Source organism: Stenotrophomonas sp. TWI1183 (assembly GCF_039673115.1).
Taxonomy (GTDB): Bacteria; Pseudomonadota; Gammaproteobacteria; order Xanthomonadales; family Xanthomonadaceae; genus Stenotrophomonas; species Stenotrophomonas maltophilia_AA.
In genome coordinates, this window is the sequence record NZ_JBDJKZ010000003.1 from 61,505 (window position 1) to 86,284 (window position 24,780).

The window sequence follows — 24,780 nt, forward strand, 5'->3', positions numbered from 1 at the left end:
GGAGCCGGCCAGCGGCCGGCGAGGGCAGGGCGGTCCGGCATCTGGAGGAGCCGGCCAGCGGCCGGTGACGGCAGGGCGGGCCGACATCCGGAGGAGCCGGCCAGCGGCCGGCACTACCGGTCAGACCTGGAGCAGCTTGCGCGCGGCGGCGCGGGCTTCCTTGCTGACTTCCACGCCGCCCAGCATCCGCGCGAGCTCTTCCTCGCGGGCCTTGGCATCGAGCTTCTCGACCGCGCTCTGGGTCATGCCGTCCACCGGGGCCTTGCTGACCCGGTAGTGGGCGTGGCCCTTGGAGGCGACCTGCGGCAGGTGGGTGACGCACAGCACCTGACGCTTCTCGCCCAAGGCGCGCAGTTTCTGCCCGACGATATCGGCCACGGCGCCGCCGATGCCCGAGTCGACTTCGTCGAAGACCATGGTCGGCACCGCATCCAGGCCCAGCGCGGCGACTTCGATCGCCAGCGAAATCCGGGACAGCTCACCGCCCGAAGCCACTTTGCGCAGGGCACGCGGCGGCTGGCCGGCGTTGGCGGCGACCAGGAACTCGACCCGCTCGGCGCCGTTCGGGTCCGGCTTGGCCACGGTCTGCGGCTCGATATCGATCAGGAACTGACCACCGCCCATGCCCAGCTCGCCGATCAGGGTGGTGGTGGTGTCCGACAGGGCTTTCGCGGCCTTCCGGCGGCTGGCGCTGAGCACCTCGGCCACGGTCTTCCACTGCCCGGCGGCGCGGTCGATCTCACCGGCCAGGGCCTGCAGGCGCTCATCGGCGCCGCGCAGCTGCTCGACTTCGGCCTCCATCGCGTCGCGGTGCTCGCCCAGCGCTTCCATCGGCACGCGGTGCTTGCGGGCGAGATCATGCAGGCGACCCAGGCGGCGTTCGATATCCTCGAACTGCTCCGGGTCGGCATCCAGGTCGTCGTGGACCCGATCGAGCAGGGACAGCGCTTCGTCCAGCTGGATGGCGGCGCTGTCGAGCAGGGCGTCGACCTCGCCGAGACGGCTGTCGTGTTCGGCCACGCGGGTCAGATCGTGGCGGGTCTGCTGCAGCAGCTGCAGCACCGAGACCTCGTCGTCGCCGTTGAGGCGGCTGACGGCCACGTCGCAGGCGCTGATCAGCGCGCTGGCATGGGCCTGGCGGCGGTGGCTGCTGCCCAGGGTGGCGATCGAGGCGGGATCGAGGTCTTCGCGCTTGAGCTCGCCGAGCTGGTGCTCGAGGTAGCCGATCCGGTCGCTCACGTCGCCCTGGCGCGACAAGGCCTCGGCTTCATCGACCAGCGCCTGCCAGCGTGCCGCGGTCTGGCGGACCTGGGCGCGCTCGGCGTCGTTGCGGGCGAAGGCGTCCAGCAGCGAGAGCTGCGAGGGGCGCGAGAGCAGGGCCTGCTGTTCGTGCTGGCCGTGGATCTCCACCAGCATGCCGGCCAGCTCGGTCAGCTGGGAGAGCGTCACCGGGCGGCCATTGATGAAGGCGCGCGAACCACCGTCGGCGCGGATCACGCGTCGCAGTTGGCACTGTTCTTCGTCGTCGAGCTCGTTGTCGCGCAGCCACTGGCGCGCCGGGGCGTCGGCCAATGGCGCGAATTCGGCCGAGAGCTCGGCGCGCGCGGCACCGTGGCGGACCACGCCGCTGTCGGCGCGCAGCCCGGACAAAAAGCCCAGCGCGTCCACCATCAGCGACTTGCCCGCGCCGGTTTCACCCGAGACCACGGTCATGCCGGCGCCGAATTCCAGCTCGGTGGCGCGGACGACCGCGAAATCCTTGATCGATAGATGTCTAAGCATGGTCTACGTTGTACACGAGGGGTGTCTCCAAGCCGCGCACGCTAGCATGGGCCGGGGGCGTCTCCAATGACTTGCCAACGCCCCGTGCAGCCATTATCTAAGTGGGCGTCTCACAGGCTGATTCCATGCATCCTTCCGCGTCACATCTCGCGCCACGCGCCCGCCATCTGCTGCGGACGCTGATCGCCCGCCATATCCAGGATGGCGAGCCGGTCGGCTCGCAGACGCTTGCCCGGCATGCCGGCCTGGACGTCAGCCCGGCCACGATCCGCAACATCCTGGGCGACCTGGAAGACCTGGGCCTGCTCAGCTCCCCGCATACCTCCGCAGGCCGGGTGCCGACCGCGCACGGCTACCGGGTGTTCGTGGACAGCCTGGTCAAGATGCAGCCGCCGGGCGAGGGCGAACTCAGCCGCCTGCGCACCGAGCTGGCCACCGGCACCGGCACCCAGGCCCTGCTCGGCAGTGCCTCGGAGCTGCTCTCGGCGATGAGTCACTTCGTCGGGGTGGTCAGTGCCCCGCGCCGGGAGCAGTTCGCGTTCCGGCACATCGATTTCGTGGCGCTGGACGCGCGCCGGGTGCTGGCGATCCTGGTGTTCGCCGACAACGAAGTGCAGAACCGGGTGATCGAGCCGCGCCGCAGCTTCGACCCGGGCGAGCTGGAGCAGGTCGCCAACTATCTCAATGCGAACTGCGCCGGGCGCCCGCTGGCCGAGATCCGGGCCCGGCTGCTGCTGGAGCTGCGCGATGCGCAGTCGGAGATGGAGCAGCTGCTGGCGCACAGCATCGAGCTGGCCGAGCAGGCGATGGTGCCACCGGCCGATGACATGGTGCTGGCCGGTCAGACCCGCCTGATGGGCGTGCAGGACCTCTCCGACCTGGAGCGCCTGCGCGAGCTGTTCGACGTGTTCGCCAGCAAGCGCGAGATCCTGCAGCTGCTCGAGCGCACCATCCAGGCCCCGGGCGTGCGCATCTTCATCGGCGAAGAGACCGGGGTGATGCCGCTGGAGAGCGTCTCGCTGGTCACCGCCCCGTACTCGGCCGATGGCCAGGTGCTGGGCGTACTGGGGGTGATCGGCCCGAAGCGGATGGCCTACGACCGCATGATCCCGCTGGTGGAAGCCACCGCCCAGGTACTGGGGGCCGCGCTGGGCTCGCCCGGCGGCGGCGGATTGTCCCGCGATCGCGCATAAAGCGGCCCTGGACTCTTGAATCCCGTAGCCGCGCCCACATAGGGGTGGGTGGAGGCGGAGAGTCACCGCCAAGGATCCGGAAATGAACCAAGATCAGTCAGATATCGCATCCCAGAATCCCGCCGGCGAGCCGGCCGCTGAGCCGTCCCTGCAGCAGCAGCTGGACAGCCTGCACAACGAGCTTGCCCTGCTGCGCTCGGAGTCGCTGCGCGAACGCGCCGACCTGGACAACCAGCGCAAGCGCGTTGCCCGCGACGTGGAACAGGCGCGCCGCTTCGCCAATGAAAAACTGCTCGGCGAGCTGCTGCCGGTGTTCGACAGCCTCGATGCCGGCCTCAATGCCGCCGGCAGCGAACCGAGCCCGCTGCGCGAAGGTCTCGAACTGACCTACAAGCAGCTGCTCAAGGTCGCCGCCGACAATGGCCTGACCCTGCTCGACCCGACCGGCCAGACCTTCAACCCGGACCACCACCAGGCGATCAGCCAGGTCGACGCGCCCGGCGCGGCGCCCGGCAGCGTGGTCCAGGTGTTCCAGAAGGGCTACCTGCTCAACGACCGCCTGCTGCGTCCGGCGCTGGTCGTGGTGGCCCGCGACTGACCCGCATCCCGGTCTGCCGGGCCTGTCCCGGCGGCTCGACCGGACGCTGAACGCGTTGGGTCGCCATCGAACACTGTGTTTGATGGACGGCTTGAAAGTGTCCGCAGCGTCCCACACATCCCATTCATAACCCGGCAGCTGCCGGATGTACCCAGAACTTCAGGAGTCTCCCTCATGGGCAAGATCATTGGTATCGACCTCGGCACCACCAACTCGTGTGTGGCGATCATGGACGGCGGCAAGGCCCGCGTCATCGAAAACGCGGAAGGCGATCGCACCACGCCCTCCATCGTCGCCTACACCAAGGACGGCGAAGTCCTGGTCGGCGCCTCGGCCAAGCGCCAGGCCGTGACCAACCCCAAGAACACCTTCTACGCCGTCAAGCGCCTGATCGGCCGCAAGTTCACCGACGCTGAAGTCCAGAAGGACATCGCGCACGTGCCCTACGGCATCCTGGCCCATGACAACGGCGACGCCTGGGTCCAGACCAGCGACGGCAAGAAGATGGCCCCGCAGGAAATCTCCGCCCGCGTGCTGGAGAAGATGAAGAAGACCGCCGAAGCGTTCCTGGGTGAGACCGTCACCGAGGCCGTGATCACCGTGCCGGCCTACTTCAACGACAGCCAGCGCCAGGCCACCAAGGACGCCGGCCGCATCGCAGGCCTGGAAGTCAAGCGCATCATCAACGAGCCGACCGCGGCTGCCCTGGCCTATGGCCTGGACAAGGGCGACGGCCGTGACCGCAAGATCGTTGTGTACGATCTGGGCGGCGGCACCTTCGACGTGTCGATCATCGAGATCGCCAACGTCGACGGCGAGAAGCAGTTCGAAGTGCTGGCCACCAACGGCGACACCTTCCTGGGCGGCGAAGACTTCGACAACCGCGTCATCGAGTACCTCGTCGACGAGTTCAACAAGGACCAGGGCATCGACCTGCGCAAGGATCCGCTCGCCCTGCAGCGCCTGAAGGACGCCGCCGAGCGCGCCAAGATCGAGCTGTCCACCAGCCAGCAGACCGAAGTGAACCTGCCGTACGTCACCGCTGACGCGTCGGGCCCGAAGCACCTGAACATCAAGCTGACCCGCGCCAAGCTGGAAGCGCTGGTGGAAGACCTGATCAAGAAGTCGATCGAGCCGTGCCGCATCGCGCTGAACGATGCCGGCCTGCGTTCGAGCGACATCGGTGAAGTGATCCTGGTCGGCGGCCAGACCCGCATGCCGAAGGTGCAGCAGGCCGTGACCGAGTTCTTCGGCAAGGAACCGCGCAAGGACGTCAACCCGGACGAAGCCGTGGCACTGGGTGCCGCGATCCAGGGCGGCGTGCTGGGCGGCGACGTCAAGGACGTGCTGCTGCTGGACGTGACCCCGCTGTCGCTGGGCATCGAGACCCTGGGTGGCGTGTTCACCAAGATCATCGAGAAGAACACCACCATCCCGACCAAGGCCTCGCAGGTGTTCTCCACCGCCGAGGACAACCAGTCGGCCGTGACCGTGCACGTGCTGCAGGGTGAGCGCGAGCAGGCCCGCTTCAACAAGTCGCTGGCCAAGTTCGACCTCTCCGGCATCGAGCCGTCGCCGCGCGGCCTGCCGCAGGTGGAAGTGTCCTTCGACATCGACGCCAACGGCATCCTGCACGTGTCGGCCAAGGACAAGAAGACCAACAAGGAACAGAAGGTCGAGATCAAGGCCGGTTCGGGTCTGTCCGAGGACGAGATCGCGCGCATGGTCGCCGACGCGGAAGCCAACCGCGAAGAAGACAAGAAGTTCCATGAGCTGGTCCAGGCCCGCAACCAGGCTGACGCGCTGATCCACGGTACGCGTACCGCGATCACCGAGCACGGCAGCAAGGTCGGTGGCGACGTGATCGGCAAGGTCGAGTCGGCCCTGGCCGATCTGGAGACCGCGATGAAGAGCGACGACAAGGCCCAGATCGAAGCCAAGTCGAAGGTGCTGGAAGAAGCCGGCCAGGCCCTGTTCGCGGCCTCCGCGGCGGCCGAGCAGGGTGGCGCCGCACCGGGTCCGGATGCCGGTGGCAACAACGGCGCGCACGACGATGTGGTCGACGCCGAGTTCACCGAAGTCAAGGACGACAAGAAGTCCTGATCCGGCCATGACACGGGACGTTGCGCAGGCAACGTCCCGTTGTCGTCTCCCCCTTCTGGTCCTGACAGCCGTATCCCGGCCTGTCGGGGCGCCCGGCGAAAGAGCGGACCTGGTGCCGCTCTTCCGCTTTGACGAATCCCGACTTCCGGAAACCGATTCAAGCTATGAGCAAGCGCGATTACTACGAAGTGCTGAGCGTGTCCCGCACCGCCAGCGACGAAGAACTGAAGAAGGCCTATCGCCGTTGCGCGATGAAGTTCCATCCGGACCGCAATCCGGGTGACAACGAGGCCGAGGCCGCGTTCAAGGAATGCAAGGAAGCCTACGAAACCCTGTCCGACGGCAACAAGCGCCGTATGTACGATGCCCACGGCCACGCGGCGTTCGAGCACGGCATGGGCGGCGGTGGCGGTGGTCCGGGTGGCCCGGACATGGGCGATATCTTCGGGGACATCTTCGGCAACATCTTCGGCGGTGGCGCCGGCGGTGGTGGTCCGCGCCAGGCCCGTCGCGGTGCCGACATCGGTTACGTGATGGAGCTGGACCTGGAAGAAGCGGTGATGGGCGTGGAACGCCGCATCGAGATTCCGAGTCTGGTCGAGTGCGATGACTGCAACGCCAGCGGTTCGGAAGATGGCAAGGTCGAGACCTGCTCGGTCTGCCGTGGCCAGGGCCAGGTGCGCATCCAGCGCGGCATCTTTGCGATGCAGCAGGCCTGCCACCACTGCAACGGCCGTGGCCAGATCATCCAGAACCCCTGCAAGACCTGTCACGGCAATGGCCGTGTCGAGGAAGACAAGGTGTTGTCGGTCAAGGTGCCTGCGGGCGTCGACACCGGCGACCGCATCCGGCTGTCCGGCGAGGGCGAGGCCGGTCCGGCCGGCACCCCGGCAGGCGATCTGTACGTGGAAGTGCGGGTGCGCGAGCACGCGATCTTCCAGCGCGATGGCGACGACCTGCACTGCGAAGTGCCGATCCGCATCTCGCAGGCCGCGCTGGGCGATACCGTGCGCGTGGCGACCCTTGGTGGCTATGCGGAAATCCGCATTCCGGCCGAGACCCAGACCGGCAAGCTGTTCCGCATGCGCGGCAAGGGCGTGCGCTCGGTGCGCAGCCGCAGCGAAGGCGACCTGTACTGCCGCGTGGTGGTGGAGACCCCGGTCAATCTCACCCCGGAGCAGCGCAAGCTGCTGGAACAGTTCGAGACCACCTTCACCGGTGAGGAAGCCCGCAAGCACTCGCCGAAGTCGGCGACCTTCATCGATGGCGTGAAGGGCTTCTGGGACCGGATGACGTCGTAAGCGACGACGGTTCCTGTGAAGTAGCGAAAGCCCCCTGGCGACAGGGGGCTTTTTTTGTGCGCGGACGGCTCTACCTCTACCGGGCGGCACCGGGCGTAAAATGTCCGCATGAACGAATCCCTCGAAAGCCACCTGGTCCACGGCCGCCGCCAGCGCCCGGACGGTCCGTCGCCGGTCGACGTCATCTCGGTGCAGTCCCAGCTGGTGTACGGCTATGCCGGCAACAGCGCTGCCGTGCCGCCGCTGCGCGCGCTGGGCGTGCGCGTGGCCGAAATTCCCACCACGCTGCTCAGCAATGCGCCGTTCTACGAAACGACGCGCGGTCGCGTGCTGCCCTCGGACTGGTTCGCCGATCTGCTGCTCGGCGCCGGTGAGCGCGGTCTTCCACAGCGCGCACGGATGCTGGTGTCCGGCTACTTCGGCAGCGTTGGCAACGGTGCGGCCTTCGCCGACTGGCTCGATGCGGTGCTGCCGTCCTCGCCGCAGCTGCGTTACTGCCTGGACCCGGTCATCGGCGACACCCACACCGGCCCTTATGTCGAGCCGGGCCTGGAAAAGGTCTTCGCCGAACGGCTGCTGCCGCATGCCTGGCTGGTCACGCCGAATGCCTTTGAACTCGGCCGCCTGACCGGGATGCCCAGCCTGGCCCAGGACGATGCGATCGCCGCCTCACAGGCGCTGCTGGCGCGTGGCCCGGAGTGGGTGCTGGCGCACAGCGTCGGTGGCGATCCGGGCCAGCTGGTCACGCTGGCGGTCAGCCGCGACGCGATCTGGCGCTGGTCCTCGCCGCATTTGCCGGTGGACGTGGCGGGCACGGGTGACGTGCTGATGTCGTTGCTGGTCGCCTTCCTGCTGCGTGGGGAAACCTTCGAACAGGCGATCTCGCGCGCCATCGCCGGCGTGCACGTCGCGCTGGAGACCACCCTGGCCAACGGCCATGAAGAGTTCGATGTGCTGGCGGCGGCGCCGGCAGCGCTGGCCCTGCCGGATCGCTTCGTCCCCGAGCGCCTGGCGTGAGCCTGACGCCGGTGGTCGGCATCGTCGGCAGCGACGGTGCCTACGGGCGCTGGCTGCGCCGGTTCCTGGCGCAGCGCCTGGGTCTGGAGGTGATCGGCCACGATCCAGCCGACCCGCAGTCGGACAGCCCGGAAACCCTGCTCGAGCGCGCGCAGGTGCTGATCTTCTCGGCACCGATCCGGCACACGCCCGCGCTGATCGCCGACTACGTCGCGCGATCGGCGGGTCGTGAAGCCGGTCGCCTGTGGCTGGATGTCACCTCGGTCAAATCCGCACCGGTGGAGGCGATGCTTGCCTCGCAGGCCGAGGTGGTGGGCCTGCATCCGATGACGGCCCCGCCCAAGGCGCCCACGCTGAAGGGCAGGGTGATGGTGGTCTGCGAGGCGCGGCTGGCGCGGTGGCAGCCGTTCGTGCAGCAGCTGTGCGAGGCACTGGAAGCGGAGTGCGTGCGCGCCACGCCCGAACATCACGATCAGGTCATGGCGCTGGTCCAGGCGATGGTGCATGCCACGCATCTGGCGCAGGCTGGCGTGCTGCGCGAGTACGCGCCGATCCTGGGCGCGCTGCCGGCGCTGATGCCGTACCGGTCGGCCTCGTTCGAGCTGGATACCGCGATCATCGCGCGCATCCTCTCGCTCAATCCGGCGATCTACGAAGATATCCAGTTCGGCAATCCGCATGTGGCACCGATGCTGGATCGCCTGCTGGCGCAGCTGCAGCAGCTGCGGGCACAGCTGGAGCAGGGCGATGACGCAGCGCGCACCGCCTTCCGCCAGCAGTTGCTGCTGGACAACCGTGACAGCATGGGGACGGAGGTGCTGGCCGACGGCAACTACACCTTCGAGCGGGTCGGCTACCTGCTGGCCGACCTGACCGAGCGCAACGCGATCAGCGTGCACCTGCCCGAAGACCGGCCCGGTTCGCTGCGCGAACTGCTGCATGTGTTCGAGCGGCATGGGGTCAGCCTGGCCTCGATCCATTCCTCGCGCACGCCCGCCGGTGAAGTGCACTTCCGGGTCGGATTCGTAGCGGGCAGCGATGCGCTCGCGCTGCAGGCGGCGGCCATCGAGATCGATGCCTCGGGCATCGGCCGCGTGCTGGTCCGCTGACACGGTGCGCTGCAGCATTCATCCACAGGGGGTGTGGATGATCTGCGCACAAACGTGTGGATAAGTGCGTACGCGCCTTGCGGGTAAAGGCTGTCAAGATGCTTGGTCAAAAATTGACCAACATCCGCGTAACTTTTTTTCAACGCCTCAGGTGACGAGGGTGAGTTCGCCTCCCGCTGTCCGGAACTCGCGGCCGTCGCGGATCAGATGGCGGCCATCGGCCAGCTCGTAGCGTGCACTCTGCCCGTTGCCTGCGGAGGCATCGGGCTGCTCGTCCTTGAACTCGATGATGACGTAATCGTCGCCATTGGCGTCGGTGGCGGGGAACTGTCGGAACGACATGAAACACCTCCTGTAGCGCATCCAGTGAGGGCTGCAGGATGCGATGGCCGGTGTTACCGGCCCGTCATCAATCGATGAATTGCAGGCGTGCCAGTTCGGCGTAGAGACCGCCCTCGGCGAGCAGCTCGGCATGCGTGCCCTGGGCGACGATGCGGCCGTGGTCCATGACCACGATGCGGTCGGCCTTGAGCACGGTGGCCAGGCGGTGCGCGATCACCAGCGTGGTGCGGCCGGCCATCAACCGCTCCAGGGCCTGCTGTACGGCGCGCTCGCTCTGGGCGTCCAAGGCGCTGGTGGCTTCGTCGAGCAGCAGGATCGGTGCGTCCTTGAGCAGGGCGCGGGCGATCGCGATGCGCTGCTGCTGGCCGCCGGAGAGGCGCGCACCGCGCTCGCCCAGCTCGCTGGCATAGCCCTCGGGCAGGGCCTGCAGGAACTCATCGGCCTCGGCGGCTTCGGCCGCGCGCTGCACCTCTTCATCGGTCGCTTCGAGGCGACCGTAGCGGATGTTCTCGAACGCGCTGCTCGCGAACAACGTGGGCTGCTGCGGCACCAGTGCCAGCTGCTCACGCAGCTGCGCCGGATCGACCTCGCGCAGGTCCACGCCGTCGATCAGGATGCGGCCGGCCGCGGGATCGTGGAAACGCAGCAGCATCGACAGGATGGTGCTCTTGCCGGCGCCGGACGGACCGACCAGTGCGACGGTCTCGCCCGGGCGCACGTGCAGGTCCACATGGTCCAGCGCGGCGGTATCCGGGCGCTGCGGGTAATGGAACACCACATCCTCGAAGCGGATTTCGCCACGCAGCGGCTGCGGCAAGGGTGTCGGATGGGCGGGCGCGGTGATCTCCACGTCCTCCTGCAGCAGCTCGGCGATGCGGCCCATGCCACCCGACGCGCGCTGCAGTTCATTCCAGACTTCGGCCAGGGCACCGACCGAACCGCCGCCGATCAGCGCATACAGCACGAACTGGCCCAGCGTGCCGGCGCTCATGTTGCCGTCGATCACTTCGTGCGCGCCCAGCCACAGCACGCCGACGATGGCGCCGAACACCAGCACGATGGCGCTGGCGGTGACGATCGACTGCGCGCGGATGCGGCGACGCGCGGCACCGATGGCATCGCCGAGGGCGGCGTTGAAGCGGCCGCGCTCATACGGCTCACGCGCGTGGGCCTGCACGGTGCGCACCGCGCCCAGGGTTTCCGAGGCCAGGCTGTTGGCATCGGCGATGCGGTCCTGGCTGGCGCGTGCGATGTTGCGCAGGCGACGGGCGCCGATGATGATCGGCAGCACCGCCAGCGGAATGCCGACCAGCGACCACGCCGCGAGGTGCGGGCTGGTGACGAACAGCATCACCAGGCTGCCGATCACGGTGACGGTGCTGCGCAGCGCCACCGACATGGTCGAGCCGATCACGCTGCGCAGCAGTTCGCTGTCGGCGGTCAGGCGCGAGACCAGCTCGCCGCTGCGGCTGCGGTCATGGAAGCCGGCGCCCAGCGTGATCAGGTGCGCGTACAGGCGGCTGCGCAGATCGGCGACCACCTTTTCCCCCAGCAGGGAGACGAAGAAGAAGCGCGCGGCAGTGGCCAGGGCCAGCACCACCGCGACCAGGAACAGCAGTGCGAAGGCCTTGTTGATCTGGCCACCACTGGTGAAGCCGTGGTCGATCATCTGGCGGACCGCGACCGGCAGGCTCAGGGTGGCGACCGAGGAGATCGCCAGGGCCACCAGCCAGGCACTGAACAGCCCGACATGCCGGCGTACGAACGGCCACAGGGTGTTCAAGCTGCCCAGGCGGCGCATCGGCGTGTCGTGCGGAGCGGGTGCGTCAGTCATTCGATGGGCCTGGTTCGGTGCGGGATTCAATACGGACACGATCACGAGTGGCGTCGCGGAGGCGATTTTTCAACGGCTCGACCTGATCGGCCGGCAAGCGCAGGTGCAGGTTCACGCCGTCGGCGGTGAATGCTTCGTCCACTTTCTCGGCCAGATGCATGCCCAGGGCGGCGTGCAGCGGGCCCAGATCCTCGAAGCCGGCGTGCACGTCCAGCTCGGCCATGGCGATCAGCGGCAGCCGCGGCGCGACCCGCAGGCATTCGGCGGCGGTGCCGCCATAGGCGCGTACCAGGCCGCCCGCGCCCAGCTTGATGCCGCCATACCAGCGGGTCACCACCACCATCACCCGATCGAAGCCCTGGCCATCGATCGCGGCCAGGATCGGACGGCCGGCGGTGCCGGAGGGCTCGCCGTCATCGCTGGAGCGGTATTCGTTGCCGTAGCGGTAGGCCCAGCAGTTGTGGGTGGCATCCACGACGGCAACCTGCTGCAGGAACTCCAGCGCGGCGGCCGCATGCGGGATCGGCGCGGCATGGGCGATGAAGCGGCTGTGCTTGATCTCCAGGCTGTGGCTGACGGGGGTGGCGAGCGTATCGGGCATTCCCCTCATTCTAGTGGGGATGCCCGGTCACCGTACGCGCAGCATCAGTTCTCGAGCAGCTGGCGCAGATCGCGCGGGATCCGCACTTCCGGGTAGTGCTGCAGATAGCGCTCGAGGCTGGCGCGCGCGGTGTCCACGTCACCGGCGTCGCGGCGTTCGCGGATGCGCTTGAGCCACTGCTTGCGGGGCAGGCCGGCATCGGCGGCAACGGCCTGGTGCAGTGCACGCACGGCATCGTCTGCCGAGACAGGTGCGGCCATCGGCGCGGCGGCGCGACGCATCACGCCGGGAGCACCCGGGGCGGGTTTGGCCGGCGCCGAGCGCTCGATCGTCGAGCCGGTCACCGCGACGGCGTCCAGCGCCGGTTCGCCTGCATCCATGGCATGGGACGCCGCTGCTTCGGGTGCGGGGGCGGACATCATCGGTGCCCGTGCCGGTGCCGGTGCCGGTGCCGGTGCCGGCGGCGCAGGTGCGGCAATGGGTTCGGGGCGCGGCGCAGACACGGCGCGCGCACGCGCGGGCGCAGCGGTCGTACTGGCCGGTGCCGGCGCCTCTACTGCCGCCTTCGCCGCGCGCTGCTGCGGGACGGGCGGTGGTGCAGCGACCGGGGCCGGCAGCGGCGCGGCGTCCATCGCCGGTGCAGCCTCCGTCACGGCGGCGCTCGATGCGGGTGCGGCGACCGGTTCGGCCATTGGAGGCGCGGGCGGGGCGTCGGGCTTGAGCTGCCAGGCGATGCCGACGGCGAAGATCACCGAGGCGGCCAGCCCGAACACCGCCGGCAGCCGCGAGCGCGGGCGCCGCGAACGTGCCGGGGCATCTGGTGGCAGCTTCCAGGTGGCCGCGTCCGCGGCCGGTGCTTCCACCGCGGTACGCGCGGCGGCCAGCACGGCCTCGTCGATCGACGGCGCCGGGCCGGTCGCGCTTGGCCGACCCAGCAGCCGGGCCAGCTCGCGTTCCTCGGGCGTCAGCGGATCCTGGCGATTCATCCGCTCAACCCCGCACGCAGTTTGTCCATGGCATAGCGCAGCCGTGACTTGACCGTCCCACGGCCCACACCGGTGATCTCGGCAATCTCTTCCAGACTCAGTTCCTGTTCCAGGCGCAGCTGCAGGACTTCGCGCTGTTCCGGCGGCAGCTGCTCCATCGCCAACTGCAGCTGGCGGCGCTGTTCGAAATCGGACAACTGGGTTTCCGGGGTCCGTGCATCGGTGATCGCCGCGACGCGCTCGTCGGCGTCGATAGGTGCCGAGGGACGGTGCCTGGCGGCACGCCAGTGGTCGTTGAGGCGGTTGTGGGCGATCCGGAACAGCCAGGTGGTGAAGGCCGCCTCGGGCTGCCAGCCGGCACGGGCCGCGATCACCCGCTGCCAGACATCCTGGAACATTTCATCGGCCAGCGCGCCATCGCGCAGCTGGCGCAGCAGAAAACTGTACAGGCGGCTGCGATGGCGGCCATACAGCGTCTCGAATGCACGCAGGTCGCCGCCGGCCCAGGCCAGCATCAGTGCTTCGTCGGTCGGCAGGGCGAGGGCATCCACGGCGCACAGAGTAAGCGCTGCGGGGGTGTTCGCATAGTCGATGGCGTGCCGGGTGGCGGAACGGGCGGGGATGGCGATGACCTGGGGCATGGCAGTAACAACGTCCCGCGGTGCCGGGAGGGGTTACGGCTCTTCCACTGCCCCCCGGTTCGCGCGTTATGCTCGCAGGACAGGGGAGGTGCCGGGCAGCCGGCACCCGAGAGATGAGCGACGTGTCCAGCCAGATGGTGACCTCTTCAGTGCAACGGGACGGTGATGCGGTGATCCCTGCCGCAGTCGCCACGGCGTTGTGCGCCCTGTTGCCGGCCGGAGCGGCGGTCGCGCTGGCCTGGTCGGATCCGGTGCTCGGCGAGGGCAGCCAGGGCCAGCCGGAGGGCAGCGCCACGGCGATGCAGGGCGGGCCGCCATGGCAGCAGCGCTGGACCCACGACGGTGCCGGGTTGAGCGTGAGCGTGACGCTGGCCGCCGGCCCGCCGCCGGACAGCTGGTGGACGGCCGCGCGCCTGCTGGTCCAGAGCACCTTGTCGCTGGCCCGGCAGCGCCGCGAGATCGCCTCGCTGGAGGAATCCAAACGCCTGCAGCAGGCGTTGTACGAGATCGCCGATCTGGCCGGGGCGGATCTGGAAATGGCCGAGATGCTGCGCCACTTCCACCGCGTGCTCAATTCGCTGATGTACGCGCAGAACTGTTTCATCGTCGAGTACGACGACATCCGGCACCGGGTGCGGTTCCTGTACTTCGCCGACCAGAAGGACGACTTCGTCGCCGACCCGGACCGCAGCTACGAAGAACACGAAATGCCGCGCAGCCTGACCTTCGCGCTGCTGCGGCACGGCCAGCCGCTGAGCGGACCCTCGCGCGAGCTGCTGGCCATCCTCGATGACGAGCACGATCCGCAGCGAGGGCCGGAAAGCCTGGACTGGCTCGGCGTCCCGATGCTGCGCGATGGGCGCGTGTGCGGCGCGATCGTGGTCCAGAGCTACGAACATCGCGCGCGCTATGACGAGGCCGACCGCACACTGCTGGGCTATGTCGCCCAGCATATTCTCACCGCGATGGACCGGCGCCAGGCGCAGGTGCAGCTGGAACGCCAGGTCGAGCGCCGCACGGTGGAGCTGCAGCGCGCCAACCGCAACCTGCAGGAGGAGGTGGTCGAGCGCCGCCGCGCCGAGAAACTGCAGCTGGCCCTGTTCAACATCGCCGAACTGGCGATGAGCGCCGAGTCGCTGTCGCAGTACTACGGCCAGGTGCATGGCGTCGTCGGCACGCTGCTGGACGCACGCAATTTCTACATCGCGCTGGTCAACGAAAAGGGCGACGGGCTGGAGTTCGTGTACTCGGTGGACGAGTACAACCCTTCGCGCGCGCCGCGTCCCTTCAGCGAAGGACTGACCGAGTTCATCGTGCGCAACCGGCAACCGCTGCTGGCGACCCGCGAGCGCATCGATGCGCTGCGCGACAGCGGCGTGGTCCGTGAGTTCGGCGCCCGGTCGAACTGCTGGCTCGGGGTGCCGCTGCTGAGCGATGACGATGTGGTCGGCGTGATCGTGGTGCAGAGCTATTCGCCGGAGGTGGTGTTCACCGTCCACGACCAGCGCCTGCTCACCTTCGTCGCGCAGAACATCGGCAACGGCCTGTCCCGCCAGCGCGACCAGGAGCGGCTGCGCAATGCGCATGCCGATCTGGAAAAGCGCGTGGATGAGCGCACCCGCGAGCTGGCCGACGTCAACGACAAACTGCTCGGCCAGATCGGCGAACGCCTGCGCGCCGAACAGCGCCTGACCCACCAGGCCATGCACGACGCGCTGACCGGTTTGCCCAACCGGCTGCACCTGCTGGATCGGCTCGAAGATGCGATCGCGCGTGCGCGCGGCAGCGAAGGGCAGGGCTTTGCGGTGCTGTTCCTGGACCTGGACCGGTTCAAGCTGGTCAACGACAGCATCGGCCATGCCGCCGGCGATCAGATGCTGGTGGAGGTGGCCAAACGCATCGTCTCGATGATTTCCGCACAGGACGTGGTCGCCCGGCTCGGGGGCGACGAGTTCGCGATCCTGCTCCAGTGTGGCGATGGCCTGGCCTCGGCGCTGGAGTTCTCGCAGCGCATGCTGGTGGCGCTGGAGGAGTCGATGTGGGTGAAGGGGCGCGAGCTGTTCCCGTCCGGCAGCCTGGGCATCGCCATGTGGAATCCGCGTTACCGCAACGGCGAAGAGCTGGTGCGCGATGCGGATGCGGCGATGTACCGGGCCAAGGCGCAGGGCAATGACCGCTGCGCGGTGTTCGATGAGGCGATGCGCGAGCAGGCGCTGCGCAGCCTGGACCTGGAAGCGGACCTGCGCCGGGCCATCATCAACCGCGATTTCGTGCCGTTCTATCAGCCGATCATGCGGCTCAGCGATGGTGAGCTGGTCGGCCACGAGGCCCTGCTGCGCTGGCAGCACGAGCGTCGCGGGCTGCTGCTGCCCAGTGCGTTCCTGGACCTGGGCGAGGAGAGCGGCCTGATCGAGCAGGTGGACTGGCTGCTGTACGAGCAGGTGATCACCCAGCTCGCGCGCGGCGGCCGCGGTTATCTGTCGGTGAATGTGTCGCCGCGGCACTTCCGCTCGGCCGACTTCAGCGCCCGCCTGTTCGGACTGATCGAAGCGGCCGGCGCCGATCCGCATCGGTTGCGCCTGGAAATCACCGAAGTGGCGCTGCTCGATGATGGCCCGCGTACGCTGCGTATCCTGCAGACCCTGCGTGACCGCGGCGTGCTGGTGCAGCTGGATGATTTCGGCACCGGATTCTCGGCGCTGTCCTACCTGCACCGGTTCCCGATCTCGACGCTGAAGATCGATCAATCGTTCATTGCCGGCCTGCACGGGCAGGACATGCAGAGCACGCACGCGCTGGTGCAGGGCGTGCTGTCGCTGGCGCGCACGCTGGGCATCGAAACCGTGGGCGAGGGCATCGAGACCCAGGCCCAGCACGACACGCTGCTGCAGCTGGGCTGCGATTACGGCCAGGGCTACCTGCTCGGCCGGCCGGCCCCGATGGCGGCGACCGCGACGGCCTGAACCGTCGCGGCAGCGGGTGGATCAACGCAGCGCGTTGGCCCGCTTCTCATCGATCCACTTGGACGCCTGCGCCGGCTCGTAGGCGCGCATCCAGGCGAGCATTTCATCGATGTCCGAGCCGTACCACAGGTCCGCGCGCTGGGCCGGGTGCAGGAAGCGCTCTTCGACCATGCGGTCGATCATGCCGATCAGCGGGGCGTAGAAGCCGTCCACATCCAGGAACGCGCACGGCTTGTTGCCGATCCCCAGCTGGCGCCAGGTCAGCATCTCGAAGATTTCTTCCATGGTGCCGAAGCCGCCGGGCAGGGCCACGAACGCATCGGAGAGGTCGAACATGCGCGACTTGCGCTCGTGCATCGAACCGACGATTTCCAGCTCGGTCAGGCCGCGGTGGGCCACTTCCCAGTCCGCCAGCTGCTGCGGGATCACGCCGGTGACTTCACCGCCGCCTTCCAGCACGGCATTGGCCACGGTGCCCATCAGGCCGACGTTGCCCCCGCCGTAGACCAGGCGCAGGCCGTCCCGGGCGATGCGGTCACCCAGCGCGATGGCGCGCTCGGTATAGACCGGCTTGCTGCCGGGGTTGGAACCACAGTAAACGCAAATCGACTTCATTGGATCTTCCTGTTGTTCGTATCTGTAGCGACCGGAAACGAAAAAGCCCCGCCGATGACCGGTGCGCTGGTCTCGTGACGGGGTGTCGTTCCGCAGGTGCGGTGCCGGATTATCGCGCGTTTGCGCCGCCGGGGCCAATCGCCCACCGGGATAGAGCCGACCGTTGGTCGGCTGCCTTTTCTCCTCCCGTCGGTCGGCTACCCACCGTGCGGGCTCACACCCGCACGGCCGCCGAACTCAGGCCGCCTGCGACTGCTCCCTGCGCGGGCCTTCCTTCAGCGCGCGGCCGACCAGGCCGACCAGCAGGTCCAGCTCCTCGCCATCCATCCCGAAGTGCGGGGTGAAGCGCAGCGAGTTCTCGCCCCCATGGATGACGTTGATGCCGTGGTTGCGCAGCCATTCCTCGGTGGAACCGGTGCCGTAGCACTTGAACTGCGGGGCCAGCTCGCAGGAGAACAGCAGGCCGGTGCCCTGCACCTTGGTGATCAGCCCGCCCAGCTCGGTCTTCAGCTGCTCCAGCTTGCGCACCGCTTCGGCACCGCGCACGCGGATGTTCTCGCGCACCTGCGGCGTCAGCAGCGACAGCGTGGCGCAGGCCACGTCCAGCGCCCGCGGGTTGGAGGTCATCGTGTTGCCGTAGATGCCCTTGCGGTACAGCTGCGCGGCATGCCCGGTCACGGCCAGCACCGAGAGCGGGAACTGGGCGGCGTTGAGTGCCTTGGAATACGTCTCCATGTCCGGCACGTCCAGGCCTTCGAAGCCCGGGTAATCCACGATCGAGAGCACGCCGTGCGCGCGCAGGCCGGCCTGGATCGAATCCAGCAGCAGGAGGCTGCCGTGCTGGCGGGTCAGCTCGCGGGCCAGCGCATAGAACGTCGGCGGCACCGAACGGCCCGGATCGCCTTCGCCCATCACCGGCTCCAGGAACACGGCCTCGATGAACCAGCGGTTCTGCTCGGCCTCGGCGAACACGCGCTTGAGCGCGTCTTCGTCATACGGCGCGATCGCGATGACCGTGTCCTCGCCCCGGTAGCTGGCCAGGTGCTGCATGTAGGTCTTGCGGCTGGAGTCGGAATACAGGCCCGGACGGTCGGTGCGGCCGTGGAAACTGCCCTTGACCACCACGCGCTTGATCTTCGCACCGGCGTGGCGGGCGCCCGGGTCGGTCTGCAGCTTGGCGTTGACGTCGGCGATGCGGGCGGCCAGGCCGACCGCTTCGGAGCCGGAATTCAGGCACATGAAGTGGCTGTACGGGCAACCGCCCCGACGGTGGCCGATCTCCTTGCGCAGCGCCTGGATGAAGCGCTGCTGGGACAGGCTGGGGGTCATCACATTGGCCATCACCTGCGGGGCGGCCATCGCCTCCATCACCGCCTCGGGGGTGTGGCCGAAGCCGAGCATGCCGTAGCCGCCGGCGTCGTACAGCACCGCACCCTTCAGGGTGACGACCCACGCGCCACGGGCGGCGAGGGCGACATACGGGGTGACCGCATCATCGGCATAGAAATTGACGAACCCCTCCTGCATCGCATCGATCTGGGCGCGCTCGTCCAGGGCCAGCAGGTCGCCCAGATCGGCGCGCACGCGCTCGAATTCAGCGGCGGCGGCATCGATGGCGGCGACCAGGGCGGGGTGGCCGGCGGCCAGGCGTTCGAGGGTGGCGTCATCCAGGCCGGTGGTGAGGCGGGTGCCGGACTGGGCGCGAAGCGGGGCGAGACGTTCGATGAAGCTCATTGCAGATCTCCTGAAACGATGGCGGCACGGCGGAAAAGCAAAACGCGCGTCTATTCGCGCGCGCTTCGGGCATTCCTGCTCGTGCATCAGACTTCCGGCTCGATGCTAGCACGCGGTTTTTCGCGCGATAACCCCGTCAAAAACTGTTGCAGAGCAGCATTTTGCGCGACGTTCGCCCAAAGCTGCATTGCCACCGAGGGCCAGTCGTACAATGGCCGACATTGCCTACACGTTGCCGTGCGCTCCCTTGAAGAAGTCCGATTTCAACTACGACCTGCCGCCCGAACTGATCGCCCAGGCTCCGCTCGCCGAGCGCTCGGCCAGCCGCCTGATGGTGGTGCCGCCGGCGCCGGCCCCCTTCGAGCACCGCCAGGTGCGCGACCTGCCGCAGCTGCTGCGTGCGGGCGACCTGCTGGTGTTCAACGACACCCGGGTGATTCCAGCCCGCCTGTTTGGCCAGAAGGCCAGCGGCGGCCGCGTCGAGATCCTGATCGAGCGCCTGCTCGGCGGGCAGCAGGCGCGCGCCCAGGTCGGCGCCAGCAAGTCGCCCAAGCCGGGCAGCCGCATCGCCCTGGATGCCGGTGGCGAGGCCGAGGTGCTGGGCCGCGATGGCGAGTTCTATGTGCTGCAGTTCCATGTGCCCGAGGCGCTGGAGCAGTGGCTGCTGCACGCCGGCCGGCTGCCGTTGCCGCCCTACATCCAGCGCGAGCCGGGGGTGGACGACCGCGAGCGCTATCAGACGGTGTTCGCCCGCGAGATCGGCGCGGTGGCCGCCCCGACCGCCGGCCTGCACTTCGATGAGGCCCTGCTGGCCACCTTGAAGGACACCGGCGTCGACTTCGGCCATGTGACCCTGCACGTGGGCGCGGGCACGTTCCAGCCGGTCCGCGTGGACGACCTGAAGGAACACGTGATGCACCGCGAGTGGCTGAACGTCGGCGCCGAGCTGGTCCAGCAGGTGCGCCGCACGCGCGCCGCCGGCGGCCGGGTGATCGGGGTCGGCACCACCGTGGTGCGGGCGCTGGAAAGCGCCATGCGCGAGGGCGAGCTGCTGCCGTACGCCGGGGAAACCCAGATCTTCATCACCCCGGGCTACCGGATCCGCAGCGTGGACGCGATGGTGACCAACTTCCACCTGCCGGAGAGCACGCTGCTGATGATGATCTCGGCGTTTGCCGGCCAGGCCCGGGTGTTCGAGGCCTACCAGGCCGCGATCACGGAGAAGTACCGGTTCTTCAGCTACGGCGATGCGATGCTGCTGTTCCCGCAGGGGGAATGAGGCTGGCGGGGCAGGCGCGGCCGTTTTCGGCGACAATGGCAGACTATTTGCCCGAATGACCGCTCCATGTCCCGACTCCAGTTCCAGCTCCAGACCACCGATGGTCGCGCCCGCCGCGGCCGCCTGACCTTCCCGCGCGGGACCGTGGAAACCCCGGCCTTCATGCCGGTGGGCACCTATGGCTCGGTGAAGGGCATCCTGCCGGAGCAGATCCGCGCGCTGGGTGCGGAGATCATCCTCGGCAACACCTTCCATCTGTACCTGCGCCCGGGCCTGGACGTGATCGCCGACCACGGTGGCCTGCACGGTTTCGCGCGCTGGAACGGCCCGATCCTGACCGACTCCGGCGGCTTCCAGGTGTTCTCGCTGGCCCACCGCCGCAAGATCACCGAGCAGGGCGTGACCTTCTCCTCGCCGACCGACGGCGCCCGCGTGTTCCTGGGCCCGGAAGAGAGCATGCGCATCCAGAAGGTGCTCGACTCGGACGTGGTGATGATCTTCGACGAGTGCACCCCGTACCCGGCCACCGAGCCGGTCGCGCGCACCTCGATGGAGCTGAGCCTGCGCTGGGCCCAGCGCAGCCGCAACGCGCACGATGAGCTGGGCAACGACGCGGCGCTGTTCGGCATCGTCCAGGGCGGTGTCCATCACGATCTGCGCAGCCGCTCGGCCGAAGGCCTGCAGCAGATCGGCTTCGACGGCTATGCCATCGGCGGCCTGGCCGTCGGCGAGCCCGAGCACGAGCGCAACGCCATGCTCGACCACATGCATCCGATCCTGCCGGCCGACCGCCCGCGCTACCTGATGGGCGTGGGCCGCCCGGAAGATCTGGTCGAAGGCGTCGCCCGCGGGGTGGACATGTTCGACTGCGTGATGCCGACCCGCAACGCCCGCAACGGCCACTATTTCACCTCGTTCGGCACGGTGCGCATCCGCAACGCCCGCTACGAGCGCGACATGGACACCATCGAGCCCGGCTGCGGCTGCCATGCCTGCACCAGCGGTTACACGCGCTCGTACCTGCGTCACCTGGACCGGTGCAACGAGATGCTGGCGCCCATGCTGGGCACCATCCACAACCTCTATTACTACGAGAAGTTGATGGCCGACATGCGCGAGGCGATCGCGGCGGGAACCTTTACCGCCTTCCGCGAGTCTTTCTACGCGGCCCGTGGTGCGGTCACGCCCGCGCTGTAAAGTGACCCCGGCCGGCCGCTCCGGCGCGCCGACCCTGCCAAACGGCCCAAGGACGAACTCCCGGGGCCATGGCATACTTCGAGGCTGACCCCCGTTTCGCGGCGACTCCCTGACCCTCAAAGGGGGCAGGGCGCCTCCCAACCCAAGGACACACTATGAACCTGCTCGCCTTCCTGATTCCCACCGCCAACGCCCAGGCCGCCGGTGGCCAGCCGCAGGGCATGGGTCTGACCACCCTGCTGTTCCCGATCATCCTGATCGCGATCATGTACTTCCTGATGATCCGCCCGCAGATGAAGCGCCAGAAGGAACACAAGGCCATGCTGGAGAAGGTCAAGCGCGGTGACGAAGTGCTGACCAACGGCGGCATCGCCGGCGTGGTCACCGACATCGGCGACAACTTCATCACCATCGAAGTGGCCGAGAACGTGCGCATCCGCGTGCAGAAGGGCGCCGTGGGCAATGTGCTGCCGACCGGCACGCTGAAGTCGGCCAACTGATCCACTCCCTTTCCGTTCAACCGCGGTGCCGGGACGGGCACCGCGCGGGACCCAAGCAATGCTCGAATTTCCACGCTGGAAGTATTTCCTCATCCTGATCGTGCTGGCGGTCAGTGCGTTGTACGCACTGCCCAACATCTACCAGAAGGACCCTGCCGTGCAGATCACCGCCAACCGTGGCGGGCAGATCGACGACGCCCTGCGCGACCGCGTGCTGGGTGACCTCAAGCAGGCCGGCGTGGAGCCGCTGTCGGTGGCCAAGGAAGGCGACAGCCTGATCGTGCGCCTGCCGACGCTGCAGGCGCAGACCGCCGCCAACGACGCCCTGCGCGACGAGATGGGCGAGGATTACGTGGTCGCCCTGAACCTGGCCTCCACCGTGCCGGACTGGCTGAGCGACCTTGGCGCCAAGCCGATGGTGCTGGGCCTGGATCTGCAGGGCGGCGTGCACTTCGTGCTGCAGGTCGACCAGAAGGCGGCCCTGGACAAGCGTCTGGATGCCTACGCCGAAGACGTGCGGACCAGCCTGCGCGATGCCCGCATCGCCTACCAGTCGGTCGAACGTCGTGGCGACAACACCATCGTGGCCACCATCAGCCCGTCCGCCGGTGCCGATGCAGCCGCGCGTGCCCGCGACGTCATGGTCAAGGCACAGCCCACGCTGGGCTACGACGTGGCGGGCAACCGCATCACCGTGAGCATGCCGGAGACGGAACTGACCGCGATCGCCAATGGCGCCATCGAGCAGAACGTCAATACCCTGCGCAACCGCGTCAACCAGCTCGGCGTGGCCGAGCCGATCATCCAGCGCCAGGGTGCCGACCGCGTGGTCGTGCAGCTCCCGGGCGTGCAGGACACCGCCGAAGCCAAGCGCATGATCGGTGCCACCGCGACGCTGGAATACCGCGCCGTGGTCGAGGGCAATGCCCAGGATGCGATCACCAGCGGCCGCATCCCGCCGGAGGCCAAGGTCTACCAGCAGCGCGACAACCGTGGCCCGATCCTGCTCAACAAGCGCGTGATCGTGACCGGTGACCAGATGGTCGCCGCGCAGGCCACCACCGACCAGAACGGTTCGGCGGCGGTCAGCGTGACGCTGAACAACGTCGGCGGCCAGCGCATGTTCGACTTCACCAGCGCCAACGTGAACAAGCCGATGGCGGTGGTCTACACCGAGCGCATCCCGACCGTGAACGTGGTCGACGGCAAGGAAGTGCGCAGCTTCCGCGTCAAGGAAGAGGTGATCTCGGTCGCCAACATCAACGGCGTGTTCGGCAAGAACTTCCAGACCACCGGCCTGGACAAGCTCGAAGCGGACAACCTGGCCAAGCTGCTGAAATCCGGCTCGCTGGCCGCACCGATGGACTTCGTCGAAGAGCGCATCGTCGGCCCGAGCCTGGGTGCGGAGAACGTCGAGCGCGGCGTGACCGCGGTCGGCTTCGCGTTCCTGTTCACCCTGATCTTCTTCACCGTGTACTACCGCATGTTCGGCATGATCACCTCGGTGGCCATGCTGTTCAACCTGCTGATCGTGGTGGCGGTGATGTCGCTGTTCGGCGCGACGATGACGTTGCCGGGCTTCGCCGGTCTGGCGCTGTCGATCGGCCTGTCGGTCGACGCCAACGTGCTGATCAACGAGCGTATCCGTGAAGAGCTGCGGGCCGGCATGCCGCCCAAGTCGGCCATCGTCGCCGGTTACGAGAAGGCTTCCGGGACCATCCTGGACGCCAACCTCACCGGCATCCTGGCGGGTGTGGCGTTGTATGCGTTCGGTACCGGCCCGCTGAAGGGCTTCGCCGTGACCATGATCGTCGGCATCCTGGCCTCCATGTTCACTGCAATCACCGTCTCGCGTGCCCTTGCCGTGCTGCTTTACAGCCGCCGCAAGAAGCTCAAGACCCTGGCCATCTGACGGGAAGCGAATAGAAACCATGAAACTTTTCCCGTTGCATCTGATCCCGAACGACACCAAGTTCGACTTCATGCGCACCCGCTGGGTGGCCGTGTCGCTGGCGGCGCTGGTGTTCATTGCCGCCATCGGCTGCATTGCCTTCAAGGGCTTCAACTACGCGCTGGACTTCACCGGCGGCACCGTGGTCGAAGTGCGCTTCGACAAGCCCGCTGACGTTGATGCCGTCCGCGAGCATCTGGAAGGTGCCGGCTATGCCGGTGCCCAGGTGCAGAGCTTCGGCAGCGGCAGCAACCTGCTGATCCGTCTGCAGCCGCAGGAGATGGCCGCGGGCGAGAACGCCGGCGAAGCCAACAACCGCACCGCGGAAGCCGTGCAGAAGGCGATCTCGGTGGAGGGCAACCAGGCCGCCATCGTGGGTGCCGAGTTCGTGGGCCCGCAGGTCGGCAAGGAGCTGGCCCTGAACGGTCTGTACGCGGCTCTGTTCGTGCTGATCGGCTTCCTGATCTACATCGGTTTCCGCTTCGAGTGGAAGTTCGCGATGGTGGCGATCATCACCACGCTGTTCGACGTGCTGGTGGTGGCCGGTTACTTCTCGCTGAGTGGCCGCGAGTTCGATCTGACCGTGCTGGCCGGCCTGCTGTCGGTGATGGGCTTCTCGATCAACGACACCATCGTGGTGTTCGACCGTGTGCGTGAGAACTTCCGCAGCCTGCGTGTCGAGCCGCTGGAAGTGATGAACCGGTCGATCAACCAGACGCTGTCGCGCACGATCATCACCTCGCTGGTGTTCTTCCTGTCGGTGCTGGCGCTGTACCTGTACGGCGGTGGTTCGCTGGAAGGGCTGGCGCTGAGCCAGATGATCGGTGCGGTGATCGGTACGCTGTCGTCGATCTTCATTGCCTGCCCGCTGCTGACGATGGGCGCGCTGGCGGTGAGCAAGCAGGATCTGCTGCCGAAGGCCAAGGACGTGGAAGCGCTGGAGCGTCGTCCGTAAGGGTTCTGGTGGTATGAAGTATCTGGGAGGCCGCGCATTGCGCGGCCTTTCTTTTGGCTGCCCTCCCGCCCACATCGAC

20 protein-coding genes are annotated in these 24,780 nt (G+C 67.9%); 12 read left to right on the forward strand and 8 right to left on the reverse strand.

All coding sequences use genetic code 11. The features are described 5' to 3' along the window. Positions 1-120: 120 nt before the first annotated feature. A complete protein-coding gene (gene recN, locus ABE434_RS04340) occupies positions 121-1,782 on the reverse strand; it encodes a DNA repair protein RecN (protein ID WP_176989743.1) in 1,662 nt (553 codons plus the stop codon). A gap of 125 nt (positions 1,783-1,907) precedes the next feature. On the opposite strand from recN, the gene hrcA reads away from it, so the two are divergent. The 6 genes from hrcA (at position 1,908) to ABE434_RS04370 (ending at position 9,103) form a co-directional block, all read left to right on the forward strand. Beyond that, entirely contained in the window at positions 1,908-2,975 is a 1,068-nt protein-coding gene (gene hrcA / locus ABE434_RS04345) for a heat-inducible transcriptional repressor HrcA (RefSeq protein ID WP_019183158.1), read from the forward strand. A gap of 82 nt (positions 2,976-3,057) precedes the next feature. Beyond that, positions 3,058-3,573 (forward strand): nucleotide exchange factor GrpE, encoded by a 516-nt coding sequence (gene grpE, locus ABE434_RS04350; protein WP_176989744.1) that lies wholly within the window; start codon positions 3,058-3,060, stop codon positions 3,571-3,573. Between the two features lie 174 nt (positions 3,574-3,747). After that, positions 3,748-5,676: a molecular chaperone DnaK gene (gene dnaK, locus ABE434_RS04355; RefSeq protein ID WP_176989745.1), complete on the forward strand. Its 1,929-nt coding sequence runs from the start codon at positions 3,748-3,750 to the stop codon at positions 5,674-5,676. Positions 5,677-5,840: 164 nt separating this feature from the next. Then, positions 5,841-6,977, forward strand: coding sequence for a molecular chaperone DnaJ (dnaJ, locus tag ABE434_RS04360; protein WP_121042065.1), 1,137 nt, complete (start codon positions 5,841-5,843; stop codon positions 6,975-6,977). A gap of 108 nt (positions 6,978-7,085) precedes the next feature. Continuing rightward, complete coding sequence (pdxY, locus tag ABE434_RS04365) at positions 7,086-7,994, forward strand: pyridoxal kinase (protein ID WP_019183153.1); 909 nt, start codon at positions 7,086-7,088, stop codon at positions 7,992-7,994. After that, complete coding sequence (locus ABE434_RS04370; protein ID WP_346477954.1) at positions 7,991-9,103, forward strand: prephenate dehydrogenase; 1,113 nt, start codon at positions 7,991-7,993, stop codon at positions 9,101-9,103. Before pdxY ends, ABE434_RS04370 begins: the two co-directional genes overlap by 4 nt. Before the next feature lie 147 nt (positions 9,104-9,250). On the opposite strand, the gene ABE434_RS04375 is transcribed toward ABE434_RS04370, so the two are convergent. The 5 genes from ABE434_RS04375 to ABE434_RS04395 all read right to left on the reverse strand — a co-directional run bounded on the left by ABE434_RS04375 (position 9,251) and on the right by ABE434_RS04395 (position 13,417). Next, the gene (locus ABE434_RS04375; RefSeq protein ID WP_176989748.1) at positions 9,251-9,445 is read right to left on the reverse strand and encodes a hypothetical protein; all 195 of its coding nucleotides are present in this window, start codon (positions 9,443-9,445) and stop codon (positions 9,251-9,253) included. A 67-nt stretch (positions 9,446-9,512) separates the two neighbouring features. Beyond that, complete coding sequence (locus tag ABE434_RS04380) at positions 9,513-11,279, reverse strand: ABC transporter transmembrane domain-containing protein (RefSeq protein WP_346477955.1); 1,767 nt, start codon at positions 11,277-11,279, stop codon at positions 9,513-9,515. Continuing rightward, on the reverse strand, positions 11,272-11,880 hold the full coding sequence (locus tag ABE434_RS04385) for a YigZ family protein (RefSeq protein WP_346477956.1): 609 nt from the start codon (positions 11,878-11,880) through the stop codon (positions 11,272-11,274). Before ABE434_RS04385 ends, ABE434_RS04380 begins: the two co-directional genes overlap by 8 nt. Before the next feature lie 44 nt (positions 11,881-11,924). Further along, positions 11,925-12,866: a hypothetical protein gene (locus ABE434_RS04390; RefSeq protein WP_346477957.1), complete on the reverse strand. Its 942-nt coding sequence runs from the start codon at positions 12,864-12,866 to the stop codon at positions 11,925-11,927. After that, positions 12,863-13,417: an RNA polymerase sigma factor gene (locus ABE434_RS04395; protein ID WP_346478079.1), complete on the reverse strand. Its 555-nt coding sequence runs from the start codon at positions 13,415-13,417 to the stop codon at positions 12,863-12,865. The genes ABE434_RS04390 and ABE434_RS04395 overlap by 4 nt, the downstream gene beginning before the upstream one ends. Positions 13,418-13,620: 203 nt before the next feature. Here ABE434_RS04395 and ABE434_RS04400 point away from each other — a divergent pair, with 203 nt between their 5' ends. Continuing rightward, positions 13,621-16,470, forward strand: a complete 2,850-nt coding sequence (locus ABE434_RS04400) for an EAL domain-containing protein (protein WP_346477958.1) — start codon at positions 13,621-13,623, stop codon at positions 16,468-16,470. A gap of 21 nt (positions 16,471-16,491) precedes the next feature. Here the strand turns inward: ABE434_RS04400 and ABE434_RS04405 are convergent, their stop codons facing one another. Further along, entirely contained in the window at positions 16,492-17,085 is a 594-nt protein-coding gene (locus tag ABE434_RS04405) for a TIGR00730 family Rossman fold protein (RefSeq protein ID WP_123729018.1), read from the reverse strand. 237 nt (positions 17,086-17,322) lie between these two features. Then, positions 17,323-18,819 carry an aminotransferase class III-fold pyridoxal phosphate-dependent enzyme gene (locus ABE434_RS04410; RefSeq protein ID WP_346477959.1) on the reverse strand — a complete coding sequence of 499 codons (1,497 nt, stop codon included), beginning with the start codon at positions 18,817-18,819 and terminating at the stop codon, positions 17,323-17,325. A gap of 211 nt (positions 18,820-19,030) precedes the next feature. Between ABE434_RS04410 and queA the strand changes: the two genes are divergently transcribed. The 5 genes from queA (at position 19,031) to secF (ending at position 24,701) form a co-directional block, all read left to right on the forward strand. Continuing rightward, positions 19,031-20,098: a tRNA preQ1(34) S-adenosylmethionine ribosyltransferase-isomerase QueA gene (gene queA, locus ABE434_RS04415; protein WP_346477960.1), complete on the forward strand. Its 1,068-nt coding sequence runs from the start codon at positions 19,031-19,033 to the stop codon at positions 20,096-20,098. A gap of 66 nt (positions 20,099-20,164) precedes the next feature. Next, positions 20,165-21,295 (forward strand): tRNA guanosine(34) transglycosylase Tgt, encoded by a 1,131-nt coding sequence (gene tgt, locus ABE434_RS04420; protein ID WP_176989755.1) that lies wholly within the window; start codon positions 20,165-20,167, stop codon positions 21,293-21,295. Positions 21,296-21,450: 155 nt separating this feature from the next. Then, a complete protein-coding gene (yajC, locus tag ABE434_RS04425) occupies positions 21,451-21,795 on the forward strand; it encodes a preprotein translocase subunit YajC (RefSeq protein ID WP_019183141.1) in 345 nt (114 codons plus the stop codon). A gap of 58 nt (positions 21,796-21,853) precedes the next feature. Continuing rightward, positions 21,854-23,707, forward strand: a complete 1,854-nt coding sequence (gene secD, locus ABE434_RS04430) for a protein translocase subunit SecD (RefSeq protein WP_346477961.1) — start codon at positions 21,854-21,856, stop codon at positions 23,705-23,707. 19 nt (positions 23,708-23,726) lie between these two features. Then, positions 23,727-24,701, forward strand: a complete 975-nt coding sequence (gene secF, locus ABE434_RS04435) for a protein translocase subunit SecF (RefSeq protein WP_176989757.1) — start codon at positions 23,727-23,729, stop codon at positions 24,699-24,701. The last annotated feature ends 79 nt before the right edge of the window (positions 24,702-24,780 follow it).